This is a genomic window from Streptomyces orinoci (assembly GCF_003121295.1).
Classification (GTDB): domain Bacteria; phylum Actinomycetota; class Actinomycetes; order Streptomycetales; family Streptomycetaceae; genus Streptomyces; species Streptomyces orinoci.
On record NZ_PHNC01000031.1, the window covers coordinates 1,480,576 to 1,498,785 of the forward strand.

Below are 18,210 nucleotides of genomic sequence, written 5' to 3' on the forward strand. Positions count from 1 at the left end.
TCCGAAAGGAAGCTCCGTGGTCGACTACCGTGCCTTTTTCGCCGAGAAGATTTCCGAGATCAAGGGCAACGGCCAGTACCGCACCTTTATCGAGATCGAGCGTCTGGCGGGACGTTTTCCCACCGCGCTGCACCACCACAAGGACGGCCCCCGGGAAATCACCGTCTGGTGCAGCAACGACCATCTGGGAATGGGGCAGCACCCGGAGGTCGTGGCGGCCATGCAGCGCTCCATAGAGCGTTCCGGGGTCGCGGCCGGCGGATCCCGCAACATCTCCGGTACCAACCACACCCATGTGCTGCTGGAACGGGAGATCGCCGAACTGCACGGCAAGGAGGCCGGGCTGACCTTCATCACCGGCTATGCCGTCAATGACGCCGTGCTGGGCGTCCTGGGCAAACTGCTGCCGGGCGTGGTGTTCTTCTCGGACGAGCTCAACCACGCCTCGATGATCCTGGGCATGCGCGCCACCCGCGCCGAACGCCGCATCTTCCGCCACAACGACCCGTCGCACCTGGAGGAGTTACTGTCCGCCGCCGACCCGGACGTGCCCAAGGTGGTGGCCTTCGAGTCCATCTACTCCATGGACGGCGATATCGCCCCCATGCCCGAACTGTGCGCCGTCGCCAAGCGCCACAACGCCCTGGTGTATGTGGACGAGGCCCATTCCGTCGGCATGTACGGCCCCGGCGGCGCCGGGATGGCCGCCCAGCTGGGCTGCGCCGACCAGGTGGACCTGCTGATGGGCACCTTCGCCAAGGGCTATGGCACCGCGGGCGGTTACCTGGTCGGTGACGCCCCCATCGTGGACGCGGTGCGCAGCTTCGCCCCGGCCTTTATCTTCACTCTGGCCATGCCGCCAGCGCTGGCCGCCGCCGCGCTGACCAGCGTGCGCAAACTGCGCGAGAGCGACAATGAGCGCATCCTGCTGCACCACCGCGCCCAGCTGGTCAAGAGCCTGTTCCAGGAGGCGGGCATCCCGCTGGTGTCCACCGAGAGCCATATCGTCCCGGTGCTGGTGGGCGACGCCCATCTGTGCAAGGAACTGGCGGACCGGCTGCTGGAGGACCACCTCTGCTACGCCCAGCCCATCAACTTCCCCAGCGTGCCCCGGGGCACCGAGCGGCTGCGCATCAACCCCTCGCCGGTGCACAGCCCGGCCGCGGTGCGGCACTTCGTCAGCGCGGTGGACGAGGTGTGGGACGACCTGGGCCTGCCCCGGGTCCCGGCGCCCGTCACCGGCAGCGGCACCGGCACCGAGCCGGCTCCGGCCCTGCGGGCGGGCGCCCGGTGACCGCGCCCGCGAGCCCGCGTCTGTCCGCCGGGCCGGCTGAGGACACCGATCCCCAACCGGCCACTCCCTGGGCGAAGTTCACCCTGCTCTACGCGGTGTTCTTCCTGATGGGCGCGGAAATGTACCTGGTCTCCCCGCTGTTGCCGACCATCTCCCGGGACCTGCACTCCTCCACCACCGCCGCGGCCGCGCTGGTCACCTCCTATGTCCTGACCTACGCCATCGCCGGACCGCTGTTCGGCGTCTGGGCCGACCGGGTGGAGCGGCGCCGGTTCATCACCGGGGGAGTGGCGGTGTTCCTGGTGGGCAATGTGCTCTGCGCGCTCGCCCCCACCCTGCCCACCCTGATCGCCGCCCGCGCGGTCACCGGCCTGGGTGGCGCGGCCGCCGCCCCGGCCATCTGGGCCCATCTGGCCGAGGCCAGCGCTCCGGCGCAGCGCGGCAAGGCCGTCTCCTGGGGCGCCTCGGTCTACTCCCTGGGCCAGGTGGCCGGTGTGCCGCTGGGCACCCTGATCGCCCAACTGTCCTCCTGGCGCTGGCCCTTCGCCGGTATCGGCATTCTGCTGGCCTGCACCGTCCCGGTGCTGGCCACCCGGCTGCGCGGCCCGCGCCCATCCGGCGGGCGCGGCTGGGCCGCCATCGTCCGGCCCTGGGGCGATCCCCGGATCCGGCTCGGCCTGCTGGCCACCGCCCTGCTCCAGGCCGGGCGGCTGGGCACCTACACCTATGCCGGCGTGCTCTTCTCCCGGCGCTTCGGCTTCTCGCTCGGCAGCCTGGGCCTGATCGGCCTGCTGGTGGGCTTCGCCTCGGTGGCCGGCTCCACGCTCACCGGACACCTGGTGGACCGGGCCCGGCGCCAGGGCACCCATGAGATCCGGCTGGCCATCGGCTGGGCGCTGGTGTTCACCGTGGGGGTGGTGGTCGCGGTCAGCACCACCACCCTCTGGCTGAGCCTGGCCGGGCTGTTCGTCTGGTTCGTCGCGGGCGGCGCCTTCTACAGCACCCAGCAGGCGTACCTCAGCACCGTGGATCCGACCCAGCGGGCCTCGGTCGTCTCCTGGAACAACTCCATGATGAACGCCGGCATCGCGGCGGGCACCAGCCTGCTGGGCGCCCTCACCGTGGGCGGCGCCGGATTCGCCACCCTGGCCGGGGCGTTCGGCGTGGCCGCCGCCCTGTGCTCGGCGGGTGTCGTCCTCGCCGGCCACCGCCGGACCGTCGCGGAAGGGACCTCATGACCGCCTCACCGCTCCCCATGGCCGCGTCCGCCCAGGGCTCGTATGTGTACGACGAGACGGGCAAGGACTATCTGGACGCCTCCTCCGGCGTCCTTAACGTCAACCTCGGCCATGGCAACCCCCAGGTCCTCGCGGCCATCCGGGACCAGCTGGCGAAGGTGACCTTCACCCACCGCACCCAGTTCGCCAACCGGCCGCTGGCCCGGCTCACCGAGGAACTGCTGGCCGTCGCCCCGGCCGGGACAGGGCATGTCGAATACGCCAACTCCGGCTCCGAGGCCAATGAATGCGCCCTGCGCATCGCCCTGGCGTACCACCATCGCACCGGCTCGCCCGGCCGTACGGTGGTGCTCTCCGAACAGCCCAGCTATCACGGGATGACGGCGGGTGCGTTGGCCCTGACCGGCCAACCGCCCAAACTGGACCCGTCGTTCGCCCCGCTGCTGCCCTCCGCGCTGGCCGCCGACGGCAGCCGGGTACGGCCCGTGCCGGGCGCCCTGCGGGCCGGGACGGAGCAGTGGCGGCACGCCCTGGACACGGTGGGCCGCGCCCGGGTCGCGGCGGTGATCGTCGAACCGGTCGGCGGCTCCTCCTCCGGCGCGGCCCCCATGGCCGAGGACACCCTGCGATGGCTGCGGGCCGAGGCGGACCACCATGGCTTTCTGCTGATCGCCGATGAGGTGATGTCCGGGTTCGGCCGCACGGGGCGCTGGTGGGCCTGCGACCATGCCGGAGTGGCGCCGGACCTGCTCACCTCCGGCAAGGGGCTGACCGGCGGCTACACCAGTCTGGCGGTCACCCTGGTCCAGGAGCGGGTGGCCGCTGCGTTCGAACGGCCGCTGGGATCGGTGGTACTGGGCCATACGATGTCCGGGAATCCGCTGGCCGCGGCGGCGAGTCTGGCCGTGCTGCGGCAGTTGCGCGGCCAGGACCTCCCGGCTCGGGCGGCCGTGCTGGGGGCGGAACTCTTGGAGCGGCTCTCGAAGTTGGGGGCGCCCTACCCTCTGGTGACCGGGGTCCGCGGCCGGGGCCTGATGCTCGGCCTGGGACTGTCCGGGGACCCGGCCCGGCCCCTGGAACTCTCCCGGACGCTGATCGCCGCCGCTCGCCGGCATGGACTGATTCTCTGCCCCGGGGGCATCGATGCCACCACTGAGAGTGTCATGGTGGCTCCGCCGTTGACGACATCGGATCACGAACTCACCGAGCTGCTGCGGCGATTGGAGTGCGCCTTGGGTGAACTCCCCGCTCCGGTGCGGTGAGCGGTCTTCATGCGCGGGCGGTGCGCGGCTGCCCGCGCATGGCGTCTGCCGATGGCCGTTGCCGGTCGGCTGCGAGCCCGCTTGGCTTGTTCGCGCAGTTCCCCGCGCCCCTTATGGGGCGCTGCGCGACCAGCCCAGGCGGGCCCGCAGCCGAACGGCCAAAGGTATCGGCAGACGCCGGAACGTTGCCGGGTGTGCCCTTTTGCTGGCCCGCACCCGGACACCGCCTAGTCCGGGCGAAGCCACTCGCGCCCTCGGGACCTGCTGTACCCCACAAAGTCCCGCACCGCGGGCGACTCCTCGCCCCGGCGCCAGGCCAGGGCCACCCCCACCCGTACCGGGCCGTCCGCGAACGGGCGTACCACCGCGCCCGGCGGGCACAGCTTCAGGGCCCGGCGGCGGTCGAGTACCGAGACCCCCGCCCCGGCCGCCACCGCCGCCAGGATCTGTTCCGACTCCGGCTCCTCCTGGACCAGTTGGGGGCCGCCGTCCGGCCAGACCTGCTCGATGATCCGGTCGTAGAAGGCCGGTCCCTGGTGGCGAGGCCACAACACCACCGGCTCATCGGCGAGTTCGGCCGCCGGGACGCACTCCAGCGCGGCCAGCCGGTGGGTCCGGGGCACCGCCACCACCATCTCCTCCGCGCCCAGCTGGAGCACCTCCACCCCCTCCGGCCGCTCCGGCCCCCGGATAAAGGCCACATCCACCGTCCGTTCCAACAGCAGCTCCAGGTTCCAGCTGGTCCACCCGGTCAGCGCCTCCACCCGGTAGCCGGGGTGCTCCTTACGGAAGCCGCGCACCAGCTCGCCGACCCGCAGATCCGCCCCCGAGCGGGTATAGGCCACCCGCAGCAGGCCGGAGGAGCCCCGCGCCGCGCTACTGACCGCCCGTACCAGCGCCTCGCTGCGCTCCAGCAACTCCGGGGCGCCGTCCAGCAGTCGCCGCCCCGCGGCGGTGAGCCTGACCTCTCCCCGTCCGCGGACGAACAGCTCCGCCCCCAGCTCCTTCTCCAACACCTTGATCTGCTGGGACAGCCCCGGCTGGGCGATCCCGATCTCGGCCGCCGCACGCCCGAAGTGCAGGTGCCTGGCGAGGACGACAAAGTAACGCAGACGCCGTAATTCCATGATCCGGATGGTAGGCGGGGGGCTGCCGGGACTCCATGGGGCGATTCCCGGGTTGACCCGTCAGCGGATGGTCAGCGGATGGTCAGCGGATCGTGAGCGGGCCGTCAGCGGATTGAACGCCGGCCTCAGCCGACCGTTCTGGCCAGGAACAACCCCGTGGTGGTGGTCATCCGCACCGCCCCGCCATGGGCGTCCACCAGCGAGGCCACCTCGGCCAGCAGCGCCGCCCGGGTGTCCGGCGGAAGCCGCCGGTAGAAGGAGAGCGAGGTGAGCAGATCGACCGTGCCGGCGGTGGAGCGCACATGCTCGGTCACATACCGCCGGTGGGTGAGACCGGCGAACCCCCGGTCCGCGCGCAGTTCCTCCCACACCCAGTCGTAGTCGCCCATCACCGACTCCCGGGGCCGGGCGTCCAGGATGGAGTGGTCGGGCAGTTCGCCGAGCTGCCGCAGGTGTGCCTCGATCACCTCCTCGCGGAGGGCGTCCTCGGACAGATACCAGTCGTTCCAGAACAGGGCCACCGCCCCGCCCGGCACCAGCGCGGCCTTGGCCAGTTCCCAGCGCAACACCGGATCGACCCAGTGCCACGCCTGGGCCGACAGCAGCAGCCCGAACCGCCGCCGGGCCGGGCGCGGCCAGCTCTCGAACTCCCCGGCGACCACCGTCACCCCGCCCAGCCCGGCGGTCTTGCGCTCCAGTACGGCGGCCATCCGCGGATCCGGCTCCACACAGGTCAGCCGCACCCCGCGGGCCGCGAACGCCAGGGTGGCCTTCCCGGTCCCCGCCCCGACCTCCAGCGCGTCCCGGCCCTGCGGCCCGGCGAACTCCAGGACGTCGTCCACCAGTTGTTCCGGATAGCCGGGCCGGGCCGACTCATACTGCTCGGCGACTTCCCCGAAGACCTTGCGGCGCTCAGGATCGGGCTGCGCATGGATGTCCGTCATGCCCCCACACATTAGGGCCCCAACCTGACGGTGGCGGACTTCAGTTGACCGACGCGCGCTGCCGGATCAGGCCGAGTCCAGCCCCGCCGCCAGATGCGCCAGCTGCTCCCCGGAGAGCTCGATACCGAAGGTCTCCGCCAGCACCGTCCCCAGCTCCGCCGGTTCGATCTTCCGCTGGGCCAGCAGTTCTTGGGGGCCGAAGGTGTCCAGCGCGGTGGCGTCCAGACGGTGGTGCTCGGTGACGCCGAACCGCTGGGCGAAGGGGCGCTTGACGAAGGGGGAGCGCTGATGGGTGGAGACATAGTGGTTGGCCACCACATAGTCGATGGGGTGGCTGGGGTGCAGGGTGAAGGTGTGACGGTCCACCCAGCCATCGGCGCCGTACTGGTGCAGCCACCACTCGTCCACGCCCAGCGCACCCTCCCGCCGCTCCATGCGGAAGCGCCAGCCGTCGAAGTCCGCCTCCGCGCCATCGGTGATCTCCACCGGCTCCAGCGGGCCCCGTCCGAAGCCGACATCGCACAGCCATAGCCGCGGGTCGCCGTCCGCTCGTACGCCCATCAGGGCATGGGTGGCGGGCAGTACCTTCTCCGCGCCCAGCGTCACCCGCCCGATCAGCCCGGTGAACTCAAAGCCGAACCGCTCCAGTGCGGCGGCGAACAGCACCGCGTGCTCAAAGCAGTAGCCGCCCCGGCGGCGGTGCACCAGTTTGTCCTGCACCGCGGCCAGGTCCAGTTCGACTGGTATGCCCAGAATGACGTCCAGGTTCTCGAAGGGTATGGAGGTCACATGCGCCCGCTGGAGCCGCCGCAGCGCCTCAAGCGTCGGCGCCCGTTCCCCCGTGTATCCGATCCGGTCCAGGTAGGCGTCGAGGTCCAGCCGGTGGCCGTCCCAAATCCGCGTGGCAGCCGCCTGATTCATGGGTCCCAACTCTCCCGGATCCCGTGATCCGTGCTCTTGGTACAGCTTGTGCCGGCTCTGAACTGTAAGCGGCGAGCGGTGGCCGCACCTCTGTCGCGAGACCGTACTCAGTCAACTCCCGGTCCTAGGGCGAGGGACGGAGGGCGCCACCGCCCGGCATGGGGCGGGCCTGCTCCAGCGCCCCGCGAGCGGCCGAAAGTTGACCGTAGCCAATCAGGCCCCATTGATGGGTTAACACATCACCGCTTGCATGGCCCTGCCCAAGAGATGTTCCGGTGCAGGTGCAGGTACGGAGGGAATTCCTTGCGTAAGGCCAGAGCACAGAGCGGCAGGACACGCGGCAGGAAAAGCGGTGGGGGGAGCGGCCGGCGGGGCCCGGGCGCGGGCATAGGCGGTCTCGGTGGCGCGGCGGCGCTGGTCTCGGCCGCCGCGCTGGTGGTGAGCGGGGCCCCGGCCCTGGCCGCCGCCAGGACCCCCGCCCCGTCCCCGGTGGAGGTGATCCCGGGGCAGGGCACAGCAACTCCCGCGCTGGTGACCGGAATCCGGGAGGCGGTGACCGCCAAGGCCGGCCCGGCGGACGCGGCACGCGCGCACCTGGCGCGCCAGGAGGGCCGGTACCGGATCGCCGATCCGGACCATAACCTCACGCCGGTACGGACCCTGCGCCAGGACGGCACCGAGACCGTGCGGCTGCAACAGCGCTACCGGGGCGTGGAGGTCCTCGGCGGCCAGTATGTGGTGCGGATGGAGAACAAGGACGGCAAGCGGGTCGTCACCGGCACCTCCGGCAGGTACTTCACCGGCCTCAGGACCGCGGTCCGGGCCCAGGTCGGCGAGCAGACGGCCGTACGGCGCGCGGTCGCCGCGGTCGCCGGGCAGCTGGGCGGGCGGACCCTGGGGCCCAAGGATGTACCGCCCCGCCCCGGCCGCCCCACCCCGGCCGCCGCCGCGCTCAGCGGGACGGCACGGGGCCTGGTGGTGCTGCCCCGGGGCAGCGGGGTGCTCACCCAGCACATCACGGTGCACGGCCGGAACCCCGTCACCGGTGAACCGGTGCTGCGCGAGGTCTATATCGACGCCCGGGCCGGGTTCCCGGTGCTCCAGTACAGCGGCATCCAGACCTTCGCCGGGCCCGCCGCGCCCGGCACCGCCACCGCCCGGAACGCGCGCCAGGACACCCGGCGGGCCACCGGTGACCCGGTCACCACCGGCTCCGGGGTGAAGTACGACGGACAGACCGTCGAGCTGGGCGTGGAGCTGGACCCGGCACGCAAGGAGTATCTGCTGCGCGACCGCAGGCGGATGGCGGATACCTCGAAGAATGTGATCGCCACCTGGGACGCCCGCGGCAAGGACGTGGCCGAGGCAAATGGCAAGTGGCCGGCGGGCATCCGGGAGTTCGGCTCGCCCACCCCGGAGTTCGGCAAGGACGCCACCGAGTCCGGCGCGGTGGACGCGCACTGGGCGGCGGCCCAGGTCTATGACTACTACCGGTCCGTCCACAAGCGGGACAGCCTGGACGGCCAGGGCATGACCATCAACTCCCTGGTGGGCGTGACCGACTTCGGCGGCAGCTATGTCAACGCCTTCTGGGACGGCACCAAGATGGTGTACGGCGGCGGCGACAAGGAGTACCGGACGCTCTCGGCCGGACTGGACGTGGTGGGCCATGAGATGACCCATGGGGTGGTGGAGAACTCCGCCGGCCTGGTCTACGCGGGCCAGTCCGGCGCGCTCAACGAGGCGCTGGCCGACTACTTCGGCGCCGCCATCCGGACCAACACCTACGGGATCGCCATGGACGACCCCGACGCCGGGCTGCTGGGCGGCTCGCTGTGCCGCACCAAGTCGCCCCGCCAGTGCGCCTTCCGGGACCTCGGCGACGGCCGCACCACCAGCAAGAGCTTCCTGGGCGTGAGCTTCGCCACCGACAATGGCGGAGTACACCTCAACTCCACCATCTTCTCCGGTGCCTTGTGGGATATGCGCAAGGACCTCGGCCCCACCCTGGCCGACAAGATCGTCTACCGGGCGCTCACCCGCTATATGACCCCGCTGGACGGCTTCACCGAGGGCCGCAACGCGGTGCTGGCCGCCGCCCGCGAGCTGAAGATCTCGGCCCGCGCCCTGCGCGCGGTGGAACGGGACTTCAACGCCCATGGCATCGTGCCCAACTGGGAACTGGCGCTGGGCGTGGACTCCGACCGGCTGCTGGACAAGGTGAACACCAATGACAGCACGGTGGGCGCGGGCGGCGGCTACTGGGCCGCGGCCAAGTCCAATGACGACGGCTCCGAGCCCTACTCGGTATGGGCCGGCCACTCCGACGGCACCGGCGCCACCCGGCTGCTGAGCCCCAACGACGGCCGCTACCACGTCGATCCGGCCACCGACGGCAAGACGGTGGCCTGGGCCGCGTACGGGCCCGACGGGGTGGATGTACTCTCCCGGCCGCTGTCCGGCGGACCGGTGCGCAAGCTGTACTCCACCACCGGCACCGTCACCCATGTCCGGGTCTCCGACATCGCGGTGGTCTTCGAGGTCGCCGACCCCTTCGGCGGGCGGCATGTGGGCTATGTGCGCACCGGGGAGAAGAAGGCCGCCTTCGTGGACGACGCCCGCCCCGAGCAGTCCACCTCACTGCCCTCGGTCAGCGGCTACCGGATCGCCTACGCCCGCGCCTACCCGGAGGGCGACTCCTACCGCTATGGCACCGAGGTGCTGGATCTGAGGAGCGGCACCAGGACCTTGATGTCCCAGCTCGGCACCCCGGCCGAGATCGGGCAGACCGGTATCAACCACCAGAATGTCTTCTGGCTGGTGCCCGATGGCCAGGGCCAGGGACGGACCGTGGTGCGCCGGGCGGCCCTGGACGGCACCGCGCCGGTGGACTTCGCCCGGGACAAGGCGGCCGAGGCCGGATACGCCTTCGACCTGACCGTCTCGGAGAGCGCGGTGACGGTCAACTCCCAGGTTCCGGACCAGGGGTACCACAACGAGACCATGGCCAAGCTCTGGCAGTTCACCACCGATGGCGCTCCCCGGGGCCGGATGTCCTGCAACCGGGGCGAGCAGCTCTCCGGGGTGGCGGTCAGCGGCCGTCAGGTGGTGTGGCTGGACGGCACCACCGGCTGGACCGACCTGGTCACCCGCACCCGCCCGGCCGGTAACTGCGGCTGACCGACCGGGAAGTGAGACCGTGCCCCCCGGCGCCGATGTGCCGGGGGGCACGGCGGTACGGGGCCGGCTCAGCCGTCGGCCAGGGCCTTCAGCCGGGCGTAGGAGCCGTTGAAGCGGTCGTGGTCCCCCACGGTGGGGCCGGAGTCGGTGTACTGCCACACGGTGTGGAAGCTCCAGCCGGCCGGGAGGGCGCCGGGCGTGGCGCCATAGCGCGCCGTCCACAGCGGGTTGACGGAGCCGAAGCCGGTGTAGTCACCGGTGCAGCGGTGCCACCAGCCGGTGGTGGTGTAGAGGACCGCGTCCCGTCCGGTGCGGTCCCGGTAGGTGGCGAAGAAGTCGGCCATCCAGTGCGTCAGTTGGCGGGCGCTCAGGCCGTAGCAGGCCTCCCCGTAGGGGTTGTACTCCATGTCCAGCACACCCGGCAGTGTCCGGCCGTCCGCCGACCAGCCGCCGCCATGGCCGGCGAAGTAGGCCGCCTGCGCCGCGCCGGAGGAGTTGTCCGGCAGGGCGAAGTGGTAGGCGCCGCGGATCATTCCGGCCTGGTACGGGCCGTCGTACTGCTGGGTGAAGTAGGGGTTGGTGTAGCTGGTGCCCTCGGTCGCCTTGGCCCAGGCGAAACGGACCCCGGAGCGGTAGAGGGAGCCCCAGGGGACGTTGCCGTTGTGGCTGCTGACGTCCACGCCCTCCACAAAGGCCAGCGGCGCGGGCGGGGGCGCTCCATGGCCGCCGCCCTCGTGGGGCCGTACGGTCACGCCCATCCAGTCCCGCCCGGGATGCGATGGTCTGGGCGGGCCGCCTGCGGCCCGGGCGGCGCCGGGCAGCGCGCACAGCAGCGCCAGCGCGGCAAACAGGGCGGTGAGCAGGGAGAGGGCCCTCGGGGGGCCGGAACAGTGGTGCGCGGGCATGGTGCCTCCGGGAGCTCGGTGGGGGAGTCTCGGTGGGAGGTGGGGTTTTGGCCATTGGTGTGGTCATGTCATGGCCTTGAGTCAGTGATACCCCGGCCCGGGGCCCGGGATGCTGCCATTGGTCCGATCCTGGGAAATACTGGCCCGGCCGCGGCGAATGGCCGCGGTGGAGAACTGTCGGCGGCGGAAAAGCGAAGAGGGCGCGAGGTGCGGGAGATCGGCGAGGACGGGGAGCAGGAGTTCCTGGCGCTGGAGCGGGAGTTGGCGGTCTTCCTGCGCCGGGCGCGGGCGTCCTCCGGGGAGATGGCCCGCGAGGTCCACCCCGAGCTGGAGCCCGCCGCCTATGGACTGCTGGTGCGGCTGGCCGAGACGGGGCGGCAGCGGGCCACCGAGCTGGCCGCCTACTTCGGCGTGGGCAAGGCCACCATGAGCCGCCAGCTCCGGGCGCTGGACGAGCTGGGGCTGATCGCCCGCACCCCCGACCCGGCGGACGGCCGGGCCTCGCTGGTCGAGCTGACGGAAGAGGGCAGCGAGCGCTTCACCCGGGTCCGGGATGCGCGGCGTGCGCAGTATGTCCGCAAACTGGCGGACTGGGACCGCGCGGAGATCGCGGAACTGGCCCGCCTCCTCCACCAACTCAACACCAGCGTCGGCCCTTAGGCCGCCCCATCAGGGGCGCGGGGAACTGCGCGAGCAACCACCCCCGGCCCGCGGCCGAACATCAAGGGGCATTGGCAGACGCCGTGTCGGCGCCGGGGTGCGCCCTTCCAGGGGCGCGGGGAACTGCGCGAGCAAGCCCCACGGCCCGCGGCCGAACACCAAGATGCGCTGGCAGACGCCGCATTGGCGCCGGGTTGCGCCCCTCTCAGGGGCGCGGGGAACTGCGCGACCAGCCCAGGGCGGCCCGCACCGGAAATGGGGGTCTCGTCGCCGGGTGCGGCCCGGTGGTCGCGTTGTGCCCACCCTCCCCCAGCCTCCGGCCGGGGGTGCCCCCATCGCCAGCGGAACGACTGCCCACAACGCGGCGCCGGTGCGCCCCTCTCAGGAGCGCGGGGAACCGCGAACGGTTCGCGCCCGGAAACGGGACGGGCCTACAACTCCGCGTAAACCGCGGACGCGTCATCATGCCGCTTCCCACACCCCACCGGAGCCGTCAGCTCCAACTCCCGCACCCGGTCGATCAACATACCCGGCCCCCCTTTCGCAAGCAGCGCCGCACAATCCGCCCAGCCCCCCTCCCGGAAAACCTCCACCCACCGCGCAGCCCCATCGCTGAGCGCGGCCAGCGCCCGTACCGAATCCCGCGGCAGACTCCCGGTGACAGCCCGCCGCACCACCGACGGATCCGCGGCCGCCGTGAAGAACCCACCCTCCGCATTGCGATGCTCATCCGTCACCGCACCCCTCCCCGCCAGCACCGCGATCCGCTCATCCAGCACCGGCGTCACCTCCCCGCCCACCCCCTCCACCAGCAACACCGAATCCGACAGCACCAGATACTCCACCCGCTCCTCGTCCCAGCGGGCCACCACCACCGTCGCCTGCGGCGTACGCCGATGACCGAGGTCACACAGGTCCCCATGCGCCTCGGCGGTACGGGAGATGGCGGCGCCCAGACACTCCGCCAGCGTCAAGTCCCGCCGGGAGACCGCCCCTTCGAGCAACGCTCCGCCAAGTCGCGCCGCATACCAGGGCACATCGTGCGTACAGCCCGTCTCACCGGACGGCGGCGGCGTCACCCCGTCCAGCAACACCAGTGCCCCGCCCAGCCCCATGGCCGGCAGCACCGCCGATACGAAGTCCTCATTGGGGCGCCCGGGATCACCCGGGCGAGTGGCGAGTTCGATGCGCATGGGGCCAGTGTGCACCAGCCCTGATTTCAGCGGACGTTGGCGCGCATCCTTCCGGCGGGCAGGGCGGTTTACCGGGTGGCGGTCGCCGGGGGGGAACCCGGGGGAGAACCCGGCGGGGGATCCCAGGGGGAACCCAAGGGGGAACCCAGGGAAACCCCTAGCGGGTCATCTCCCCGTCCGGAGCCACTCCTTCGAGTGGCCCAGCGCATGATCGGCGGCCGCTGCGCAGAGGTGCTGGAAGGGTCACTTGAGCACCTGGGGTGGGTACGGATGAGAGCAGATGGTGAGCACCGGTGCGGAAGAAGCGGCTTCGGGGCGGGCAGCGCGAGCAACAGACCACGGCGGTGCCCGAGCGCACCGCCCGGGTACGGAACCGGCTCATCGTCGCCGTGTTGATCACCTCGCTCACGGTGCTCGGCGCCGGGGCCCTCGGCCTCGCCGACGCCCTGCGCGAGGCGGGGGACTCCCAGCGCGCGGTCCCGCTGGGCCGTACCGCCGCGGACGCGGTCCAGCTGGCCCATGCGCTCGCCGATGAGCGGGACGCGATGACCGAGTATGTGGCCGCCGGCCGCGGGCCGGTGCCGGCCGCGCTCACCGCCCAGCGGGCCCAAGTGGACCGTACGATAAGGCGGTTCGCCGCCGCCCCCGAGGTGCGCCATGCCCTGCCGTCCGCCGTACGCGGCCGGCTGGACAAGCTGGCCGAGGTACGGCGCCGGACCCTGGCCGGTCCGGGCGAGCCGCTGGCCGCGTTCACCGCCTACACGGCCACCGTGCAGGCGCTGCACGGCGTGGCCGGGACGCTGGCGGTACGGCTGCCCCCCGGCAGCGGGGCGGCCGATGCCTCCGCCGTGGCGCTGCTGGGCCGCGCGGTCGAGGAGGACTCCGCCACCCGTGGCCTCTATCTGGCCGCCCTCGCCGGCCGGGGCACCCGCCCCGAACTCCAGGCCGCCGCCCAGCAGACCGCCTTCCGGGAACAGGCCGCGCTCGCCGACTTCACCCAGCTCGCCCCGGCCAAGGCCCGCGACGCCTATGCCGCCACGGTGACCGGACCACAGGCCACCGCCGCCGAGGCCCGGCTGGCCCGGATCACCGAGGGACGGCAGTCGGCGGACACCGAACGGGCCGTGGACCCGGACACGGTGCGCGGCACGCTCACCGCCCGGCTGGCACTGATGCGCCAGGTGGAGTCCGCGCTGGCCGGCGCGGAGGCGGCGCACCTGGACCGGGTGCACGGCCGGGACGTCACCGCGCTCCAGGCGCGCTGTGCACTGATCGGCTGCTGCCTGCTGCTGGCGCTGCTGGCGGGAATCCAGTCCGCCCGTTCCGTCACCCGTCCGCTGGCCGCGCTGCGGCTGGGCGCGCGCCGGGTGTGCGCCGACCCCCTGGCCCGGGAACCGGTCTCCGTCAAGGGCCGGGACGATGAGTTCGCCGAGGTGGCCCGGTCGGTCAATGTGCTGCATGGCACCGTGGTGCGCCAGCGGGAGCGGATCGGCCTGCTGGAGGGGGAGCGCGCCCGGCTGGACGCCGCCCGCCAGGACCTCGCCGACGAGCGGGACGCGCTGCGGGTAAGGGACCGCGAACTCACCGAGCGACTCGCCGGGTTGACGGTACGGGCCCATGCCACCTGCGCCGGTCTCTCCCAGCGCACCCTGCTGCTGGTGGAGCGCCAGCTGTCGGTGATCGAGGCGCTGGAGGCGCACGAGGCGGACCCCGACCGGCTGGAAGTGCTGTTCAAACTGGACCACTTGGCCACCAGGATGCGCCGGAACAGTGAGAACCTGCTGGTCCTCTCCGGGGCCGAGGCGGGCGCCGGGCACGCCGGGCCGGTGCCGCTGCTGGACGTACTGCGGGCCGCGGTCAGCGAGATCGACCGCTATGAGCGGGTACGCATCCACTCACTGCCCGCCCGGGCGCAGCTGGCCGGGTCCGCGGCGGACGATGTCAGCCATCTGGTGGCCGAACTGCTGGAGAACGCCACCGAGTTCTCCCCGGCGGATGTGCAGGTCCAGGTCTCCGGCTGGCTGCTGGAGAACGGCGATGTGATGCTCTCCGTCCAGGACGAGGGCATCGGCATGGCCCCGGACCGCCTGGACCAGCTCAACTCTCTGCTGGCCCAGCCCGATCCGGAGCCCCGGGTTCCGATGCCGGGGGCGGACCGGGGGCCGGATGACGCGGTGATGGGCCTGGGCCTGTATGTGGTGGCCCGGCTGGCGGGCCGCCACGGGGTACGGGTGCAACTGCGCGAGCAGCGGCCCGGGGGCATCACTGCCGTGGTGGTCCTCCCCGCCCGGCTCCTCCCCCGGGACACCCCGCCCGCCGCCCCGCCCCGTACCACCCGCCGCACCTCCAGCATCGGCCCGCTCCCCGCGCCCCCGGACCTCCCCCCGGACGACGCCACCCTGGAACTGGCCCTGCCCCCGGCCGACCGCCCCCCAACGGGCCGCCATGCCCGCCCGGTTCCGCGCCTGGCGCAGCCGGGGGGCGTACCACCGGCGGAAGCCGGGGCTCGCCTCGCTCCCGGCACCGGTGACGCGGGGCCCGGTGGCCCGGGTGCGGTACCGGGGCCGGTTGGCGTACCCGACGTGGCAGGTGCCGGACCCCGTCCGGGCGCCGGGCTCGGGGCCGCGCCCGGACAGGGGCAGGGGCCGGGTGCGGAATGGGCCCGTCCCGCCGCCGGTGAAACGTACGTGCCCGGGGCGACGCCTCGCAGCGCTGCGGCGGCACACGGCATGCCCGGCGCCACCGGCGGCGTAGCCGGCACCGGGACGGTGCCCGGCACCGCGCGGACGCGGGAGACCTGGGCCGCAGCGAGCGGTGCGCCCGGCACCATGGCGGCAACAGACGACATGCCCGGCCCCGCGGGCGTACCCGGCATGGCGCGGGCGCGGGACACCGCGGCGTCGGCGGCGCCCGGCAGCGCAACCCGCAGCGCGGTCACCGGCAATGGGCTGCCGAAGCGGACGCCCAAACCGCTGGCGCAGAAGCCGCCGCAGCACCGTGTGCGCCGCGCCGTGGACGCCGAGGCGCTGCGCCGCAAGCTGGCCGGGTTCCAGCAGGGGGCGCGGGACGGGCGGCGCGACGCGGCGGCGGAGCTGGCGGGGCGGGAGCACAACGGCCGGGCGGGGGAGCCGGAACAGGGCGGCAATGTCGAGGAGGCACGCGGTTGACTGCAATTTCCCGGGGGGCGACCCCCGTCACTCCCGGCATGGTGAACGGTGCCGGTTATGGACTGAGCCATGAAGCGCGCAGTCTGCGCTGGCTGTTGACGGATGTGGTCGATGAGGTGCCCGGCGTGCGATCGGTGGCCGTGGTCTCCTCCGACGGGCTGCTGCTGCTCTCCTCCGAGCCGGAGCACGACCCGGAGTACGACCCGCAGCATGGCTCGCAGCACGGCCCGGCGGCCGGCCCCGGGCCGGAGAGCCCACGGGAATCCATCGCCGACCTGGCCACCATCGTCGCCGGCCTGGGCAGCCTGACCACCGGCGCCGCGGCGCTGATGGACGGCGGCACGGTCAAACAGACCATGGTCGCCATGGAGGAGGGCAGCCTGTTTGTGATGACCATCAGCGATGGCTCACTGCTGGGCGTGCATGCCGCCCCGGACTGCGATATGAGCGTGGTCGCCTACCATATGGCGCTCTTCGTCGGCCGGGCCGGACATGTGCTGACGCCCGAACTCCGCAGGGAACTGAGGCAGTCGGTGGAGGCGGTCAGATGAGGATGTTCTCCGTCGCGGGCGAGGCCGACCGCTGGGCGCGGGCCCGCCGCACCGCCCGGGTACGCCCGTACTCGCTCACCGGCGGGCGCACCCACTGCGGACATGTACTGCTGGTGGAGAGCTTCGTCGGGGCGCTGGACTCCGCCATCGACCCGGAGGCCACCCCGCCATTGGGCGTCCCCACCGGCAGGACGCAGCCGGAGTCACGGGCCATCGTCGGGCTCTGCCGCCGGCTGCGCTCGGTCGCCGAGGTGTCGGCCCTGCTGAGGATGCCGCTGGGAGTGGTGCGGGTACTGCTCAGCGATCTGGCCGACCAGGGAAGGATCCGCGTCTACGGCACCGGTCACGGCACCGGACGGCCGGACCGCGCGCTGCTCGAAAGGGTGCAGTGTGGACTTCGCAGGCTCTGAGACGTTAACGCACCAGCCGGCGGGCCGGGACCGGCCGCAGAGCTGGGAGACCGACCGGACCCGCGCCCCCTCCGCCACAAAGATCGTCATCGCCGGGGGCTTCGGGGTCGGCAAGACCACCTTCGTGGGTTCGGTCTCCGAGATCACCCCACTGCGCACCGAGGCGGTGATGACCGTGGCGGGCGAGGCGGTGGACGACCTCACGGCCGTTCCCGAAAAGGAAATGACCACGGTGGCCATGGACTTCGGGCGCATCACCCTCGAACCCGACCTGGTCCTCTATCTGTTCGGCACACCCGGCCAGAAGCGGTTCTGGTTTATGTGGGACGACCTGGTGCGCGGGGCGATCGGCGCGGTGGTGCTGGTGGACACCCGGCGGCTGGAGGACTGCTTCCCGGCCCTGGACTACTTCGAGAGCAGCGGCCTGCCGTACATCGTCTCGGTCAACCACTTCGAGGGAACGGCCCGTTATGAGGCGGAAGAGGTCCGCGAGGCCCTCTCACTGACCGACCAGGTACCGGTCCTGATCATGGACGCCCGAAAACGGATCAGTGTCGTGGAGTCCCTCCTCACCCTGGTGGGCCGCGCCCTGGACATCACACCGGACCGAACACCGGAACGGAGGTGAGGCGCGGGGCGGCGGTTGACGTCACCGGGCGCCCGGTGGGCCGGAGTTGGCGCCATGCGGCGGCGCTTCAGGAGCGCTCCAAGCGTCGCAGCCCGGCGAGTTCCGCGCCGCTGACGCCGGCCAGCCGGCGTTCCACCTCCGCGAGCCGGCCTCGGGCTGCGTCCCGCTGCCGCTTGCGCTCGGTGGTCAGCGACAGCTGGGAGTCGAGCGCTGCCCGCGCCCGCCGGGCCTCCTCGGCGGCGCGTCGTTCGCCGTCCACCAGCCCGGCGACGGCAGCCAGCCGCCGGTCGGCCGCCGCCCGGTACGCCTGCCAGCGCCCGTACCCCGGCAGGTCCCCGCCGAGCAGGAAGGCCAGGGTCCGGGAGAGCGCACCGGCGCCGGTGCGGTACTGCTCCCGGGCCACGGCACCCACCGCGTCCCGGCCGCTGGCCAGCTTCACCCGGGCCCCGGCCAGGGACTCGTCCAGCCGGGCGGCGGCGGCCCGCCGGGTGCGCAGCTCCGCCTCGGCGGCGCGCCAGGCGGTGTTGGCCGCCTCCGACCGCCGGTACAGCGAACGCAGCCGGGCGAGCAGCACGCTCACCGGCTGTCCGGGCGGCGGGGCCGCCGCCCCCGGCACGGGGGTCAGCACCAGGCCGGTCAGCAGCACCAGGGCACACAGCGCACACCTCAGTCGTCCCGGCACCGGCCCACCTCCTCGGCAGGGAGGATGACCGGTCCGGTACTACTTATC

General features: G+C 72.5%; 15 protein-coding genes. 9 read left to right on the plus strand and 6 right to left on the minus strand.

Annotated features, from left to right (window positions below):
* Window positions 1-16 precede the first annotated feature (16 nt).
* The 3 genes from hemA to CV755_RS29150 are packed head-to-tail and all read left to right on the plus strand — an operon-like array spanning window position 17 to window position 3,794.
* Window positions 17-1,294, plus strand: a complete 1,278-nt coding sequence (gene hemA / locus CV755_RS29140; protein WP_241561435.1) for a 5-aminolevulinate synthase — start codon at window positions 17-19, stop codon at window positions 1,292-1,294.
* The gene (locus CV755_RS29145) at window positions 1,291-2,532 is read left to right on the plus strand and encodes an MFS transporter (protein WP_206608451.1); all 1,242 of its coding nucleotides are present in this window, start codon (window positions 1,291-1,293) and stop codon (window positions 2,530-2,532) included. Before hemA ends, CV755_RS29145 begins: the two co-directional genes overlap by 4 nt.
* Entirely contained in the window at window positions 2,529-3,794 is a 1,266-nt protein-coding gene (locus CV755_RS29150; protein WP_109283229.1) for an aminotransferase family protein, read from the plus strand. Before CV755_RS29145 ends, CV755_RS29150 begins: the two co-directional genes overlap by 4 nt.
* Before the next feature lie 227 nt (window positions 3,795-4,021).
* Here CV755_RS29150 and CV755_RS29155 read toward each other — a convergent pair whose 3' ends face one another.
* The 3 genes from CV755_RS29155 to CV755_RS29165 form a co-directional block, all read right to left on the minus strand.
* Window positions 4,022-4,921 carry a LysR family transcriptional regulator gene (locus tag CV755_RS29155; protein WP_109283230.1) on the minus strand — a complete coding sequence of 300 codons (900 nt, stop codon included), beginning with the start codon at window positions 4,919-4,921 and terminating at the stop codon, window positions 4,022-4,024.
* Window positions 4,922-5,046: 125 nt separating this feature from the next.
* Window positions 5,047-5,865 carry a class I SAM-dependent methyltransferase gene (locus CV755_RS29160; protein WP_161968763.1) on the minus strand — a complete coding sequence of 273 codons (819 nt, stop codon included), beginning with the start codon at window positions 5,863-5,865 and terminating at the stop codon, window positions 5,047-5,049.
* 66 nt (window positions 5,866-5,931) lie between these two features.
* The gene (locus CV755_RS29165; protein ID WP_109283232.1) at window positions 5,932-6,786 is read right to left on the minus strand and encodes an arylamine N-acetyltransferase family protein; all 855 of its coding nucleotides are present in this window, start codon (window positions 6,784-6,786) and stop codon (window positions 5,932-5,934) included.
* A gap of 303 nt (window positions 6,787-7,089) precedes the next feature.
* Here CV755_RS29165 and CV755_RS29170 point away from each other — a divergent pair, with 303 nt between their 5' ends.
* Window positions 7,090-9,966, plus strand: a complete 2,877-nt coding sequence (locus CV755_RS29170) for a M4 family metallopeptidase (protein ID WP_422070600.1) — start codon at window positions 7,090-7,092, stop codon at window positions 9,964-9,966.
* Between the two features lie 68 nt (window positions 9,967-10,034).
* On the opposite strand, the gene CV755_RS29175 is transcribed toward CV755_RS29170, so the two are convergent.
* Entirely contained in the window at window positions 10,035-10,871 is an 837-nt protein-coding gene (locus tag CV755_RS29175; protein ID WP_109283234.1) for a lysozyme, read from the minus strand.
* 207 nt (window positions 10,872-11,078) lie between these two features.
* On the opposite strand from CV755_RS29175, the gene CV755_RS29180 reads away from it, so the two are divergent.
* Window positions 11,079-11,531, plus strand: coding sequence for a MarR family winged helix-turn-helix transcriptional regulator (locus CV755_RS29180; RefSeq protein ID WP_109283235.1), 453 nt, complete (start codon window positions 11,079-11,081; stop codon window positions 11,529-11,531).
* Between the two features lie 431 nt (window positions 11,532-11,962).
* Here CV755_RS29180 and CV755_RS34805 read toward each other — a convergent pair whose 3' ends face one another.
* Window positions 11,963-12,724 carry a protein phosphatase 2C domain-containing protein gene (locus CV755_RS34805; RefSeq protein WP_109283606.1) on the minus strand — a complete coding sequence of 254 codons (762 nt, stop codon included), beginning with the start codon at window positions 12,722-12,724 and terminating at the stop codon, window positions 11,963-11,965.
* A gap of 293 nt (window positions 12,725-13,017) precedes the next feature.
* Here CV755_RS34805 and CV755_RS29190 point away from each other — a divergent pair, with 293 nt between their 5' ends.
* From CV755_RS29190 to CV755_RS29205, 4 genes are read left to right on the plus strand one after another with little or no spacing between them, the layout of a single operon-like run.
* The gene (locus CV755_RS29190; protein WP_109283236.1) at window positions 13,018-15,891 is read left to right on the plus strand and encodes a sensor histidine kinase; all 2,874 of its coding nucleotides are present in this window, start codon (window positions 13,018-13,020) and stop codon (window positions 15,889-15,891) included.
* Window positions 15,892-15,929: 38 nt separating this feature from the next.
* Window positions 15,930-16,442 (plus strand): roadblock/LC7 domain-containing protein, encoded by a 513-nt coding sequence (locus CV755_RS29195; RefSeq protein WP_109283237.1) that lies wholly within the window; start codon window positions 15,930-15,932, stop codon window positions 16,440-16,442.
* Entirely contained in the window at window positions 16,439-16,852 is a 414-nt protein-coding gene (locus tag CV755_RS29200; RefSeq protein ID WP_109283238.1) for a DUF742 domain-containing protein, read from the plus strand. Before CV755_RS29195 ends, CV755_RS29200 begins: the two co-directional genes overlap by 4 nt.
* Entirely contained in the window at window positions 16,833-17,480 is a 648-nt protein-coding gene (locus CV755_RS29205; RefSeq protein WP_109283239.1) for a GTP-binding protein, read from the plus strand. The genes CV755_RS29200 and CV755_RS29205 overlap by 20 nt, the downstream gene beginning before the upstream one ends.
* 67 nt (window positions 17,481-17,547) lie before the next feature.
* Here CV755_RS29205 and CV755_RS29210 read toward each other — a convergent pair whose 3' ends face one another.
* The gene (locus CV755_RS29210; RefSeq protein ID WP_153068763.1) at window positions 17,548-18,162 is read right to left on the minus strand and encodes a hypothetical protein; all 615 of its coding nucleotides are present in this window, start codon (window positions 18,160-18,162) and stop codon (window positions 17,548-17,550) included.
* Window positions 18,163-18,210: the final 48 nt, after the last annotated feature.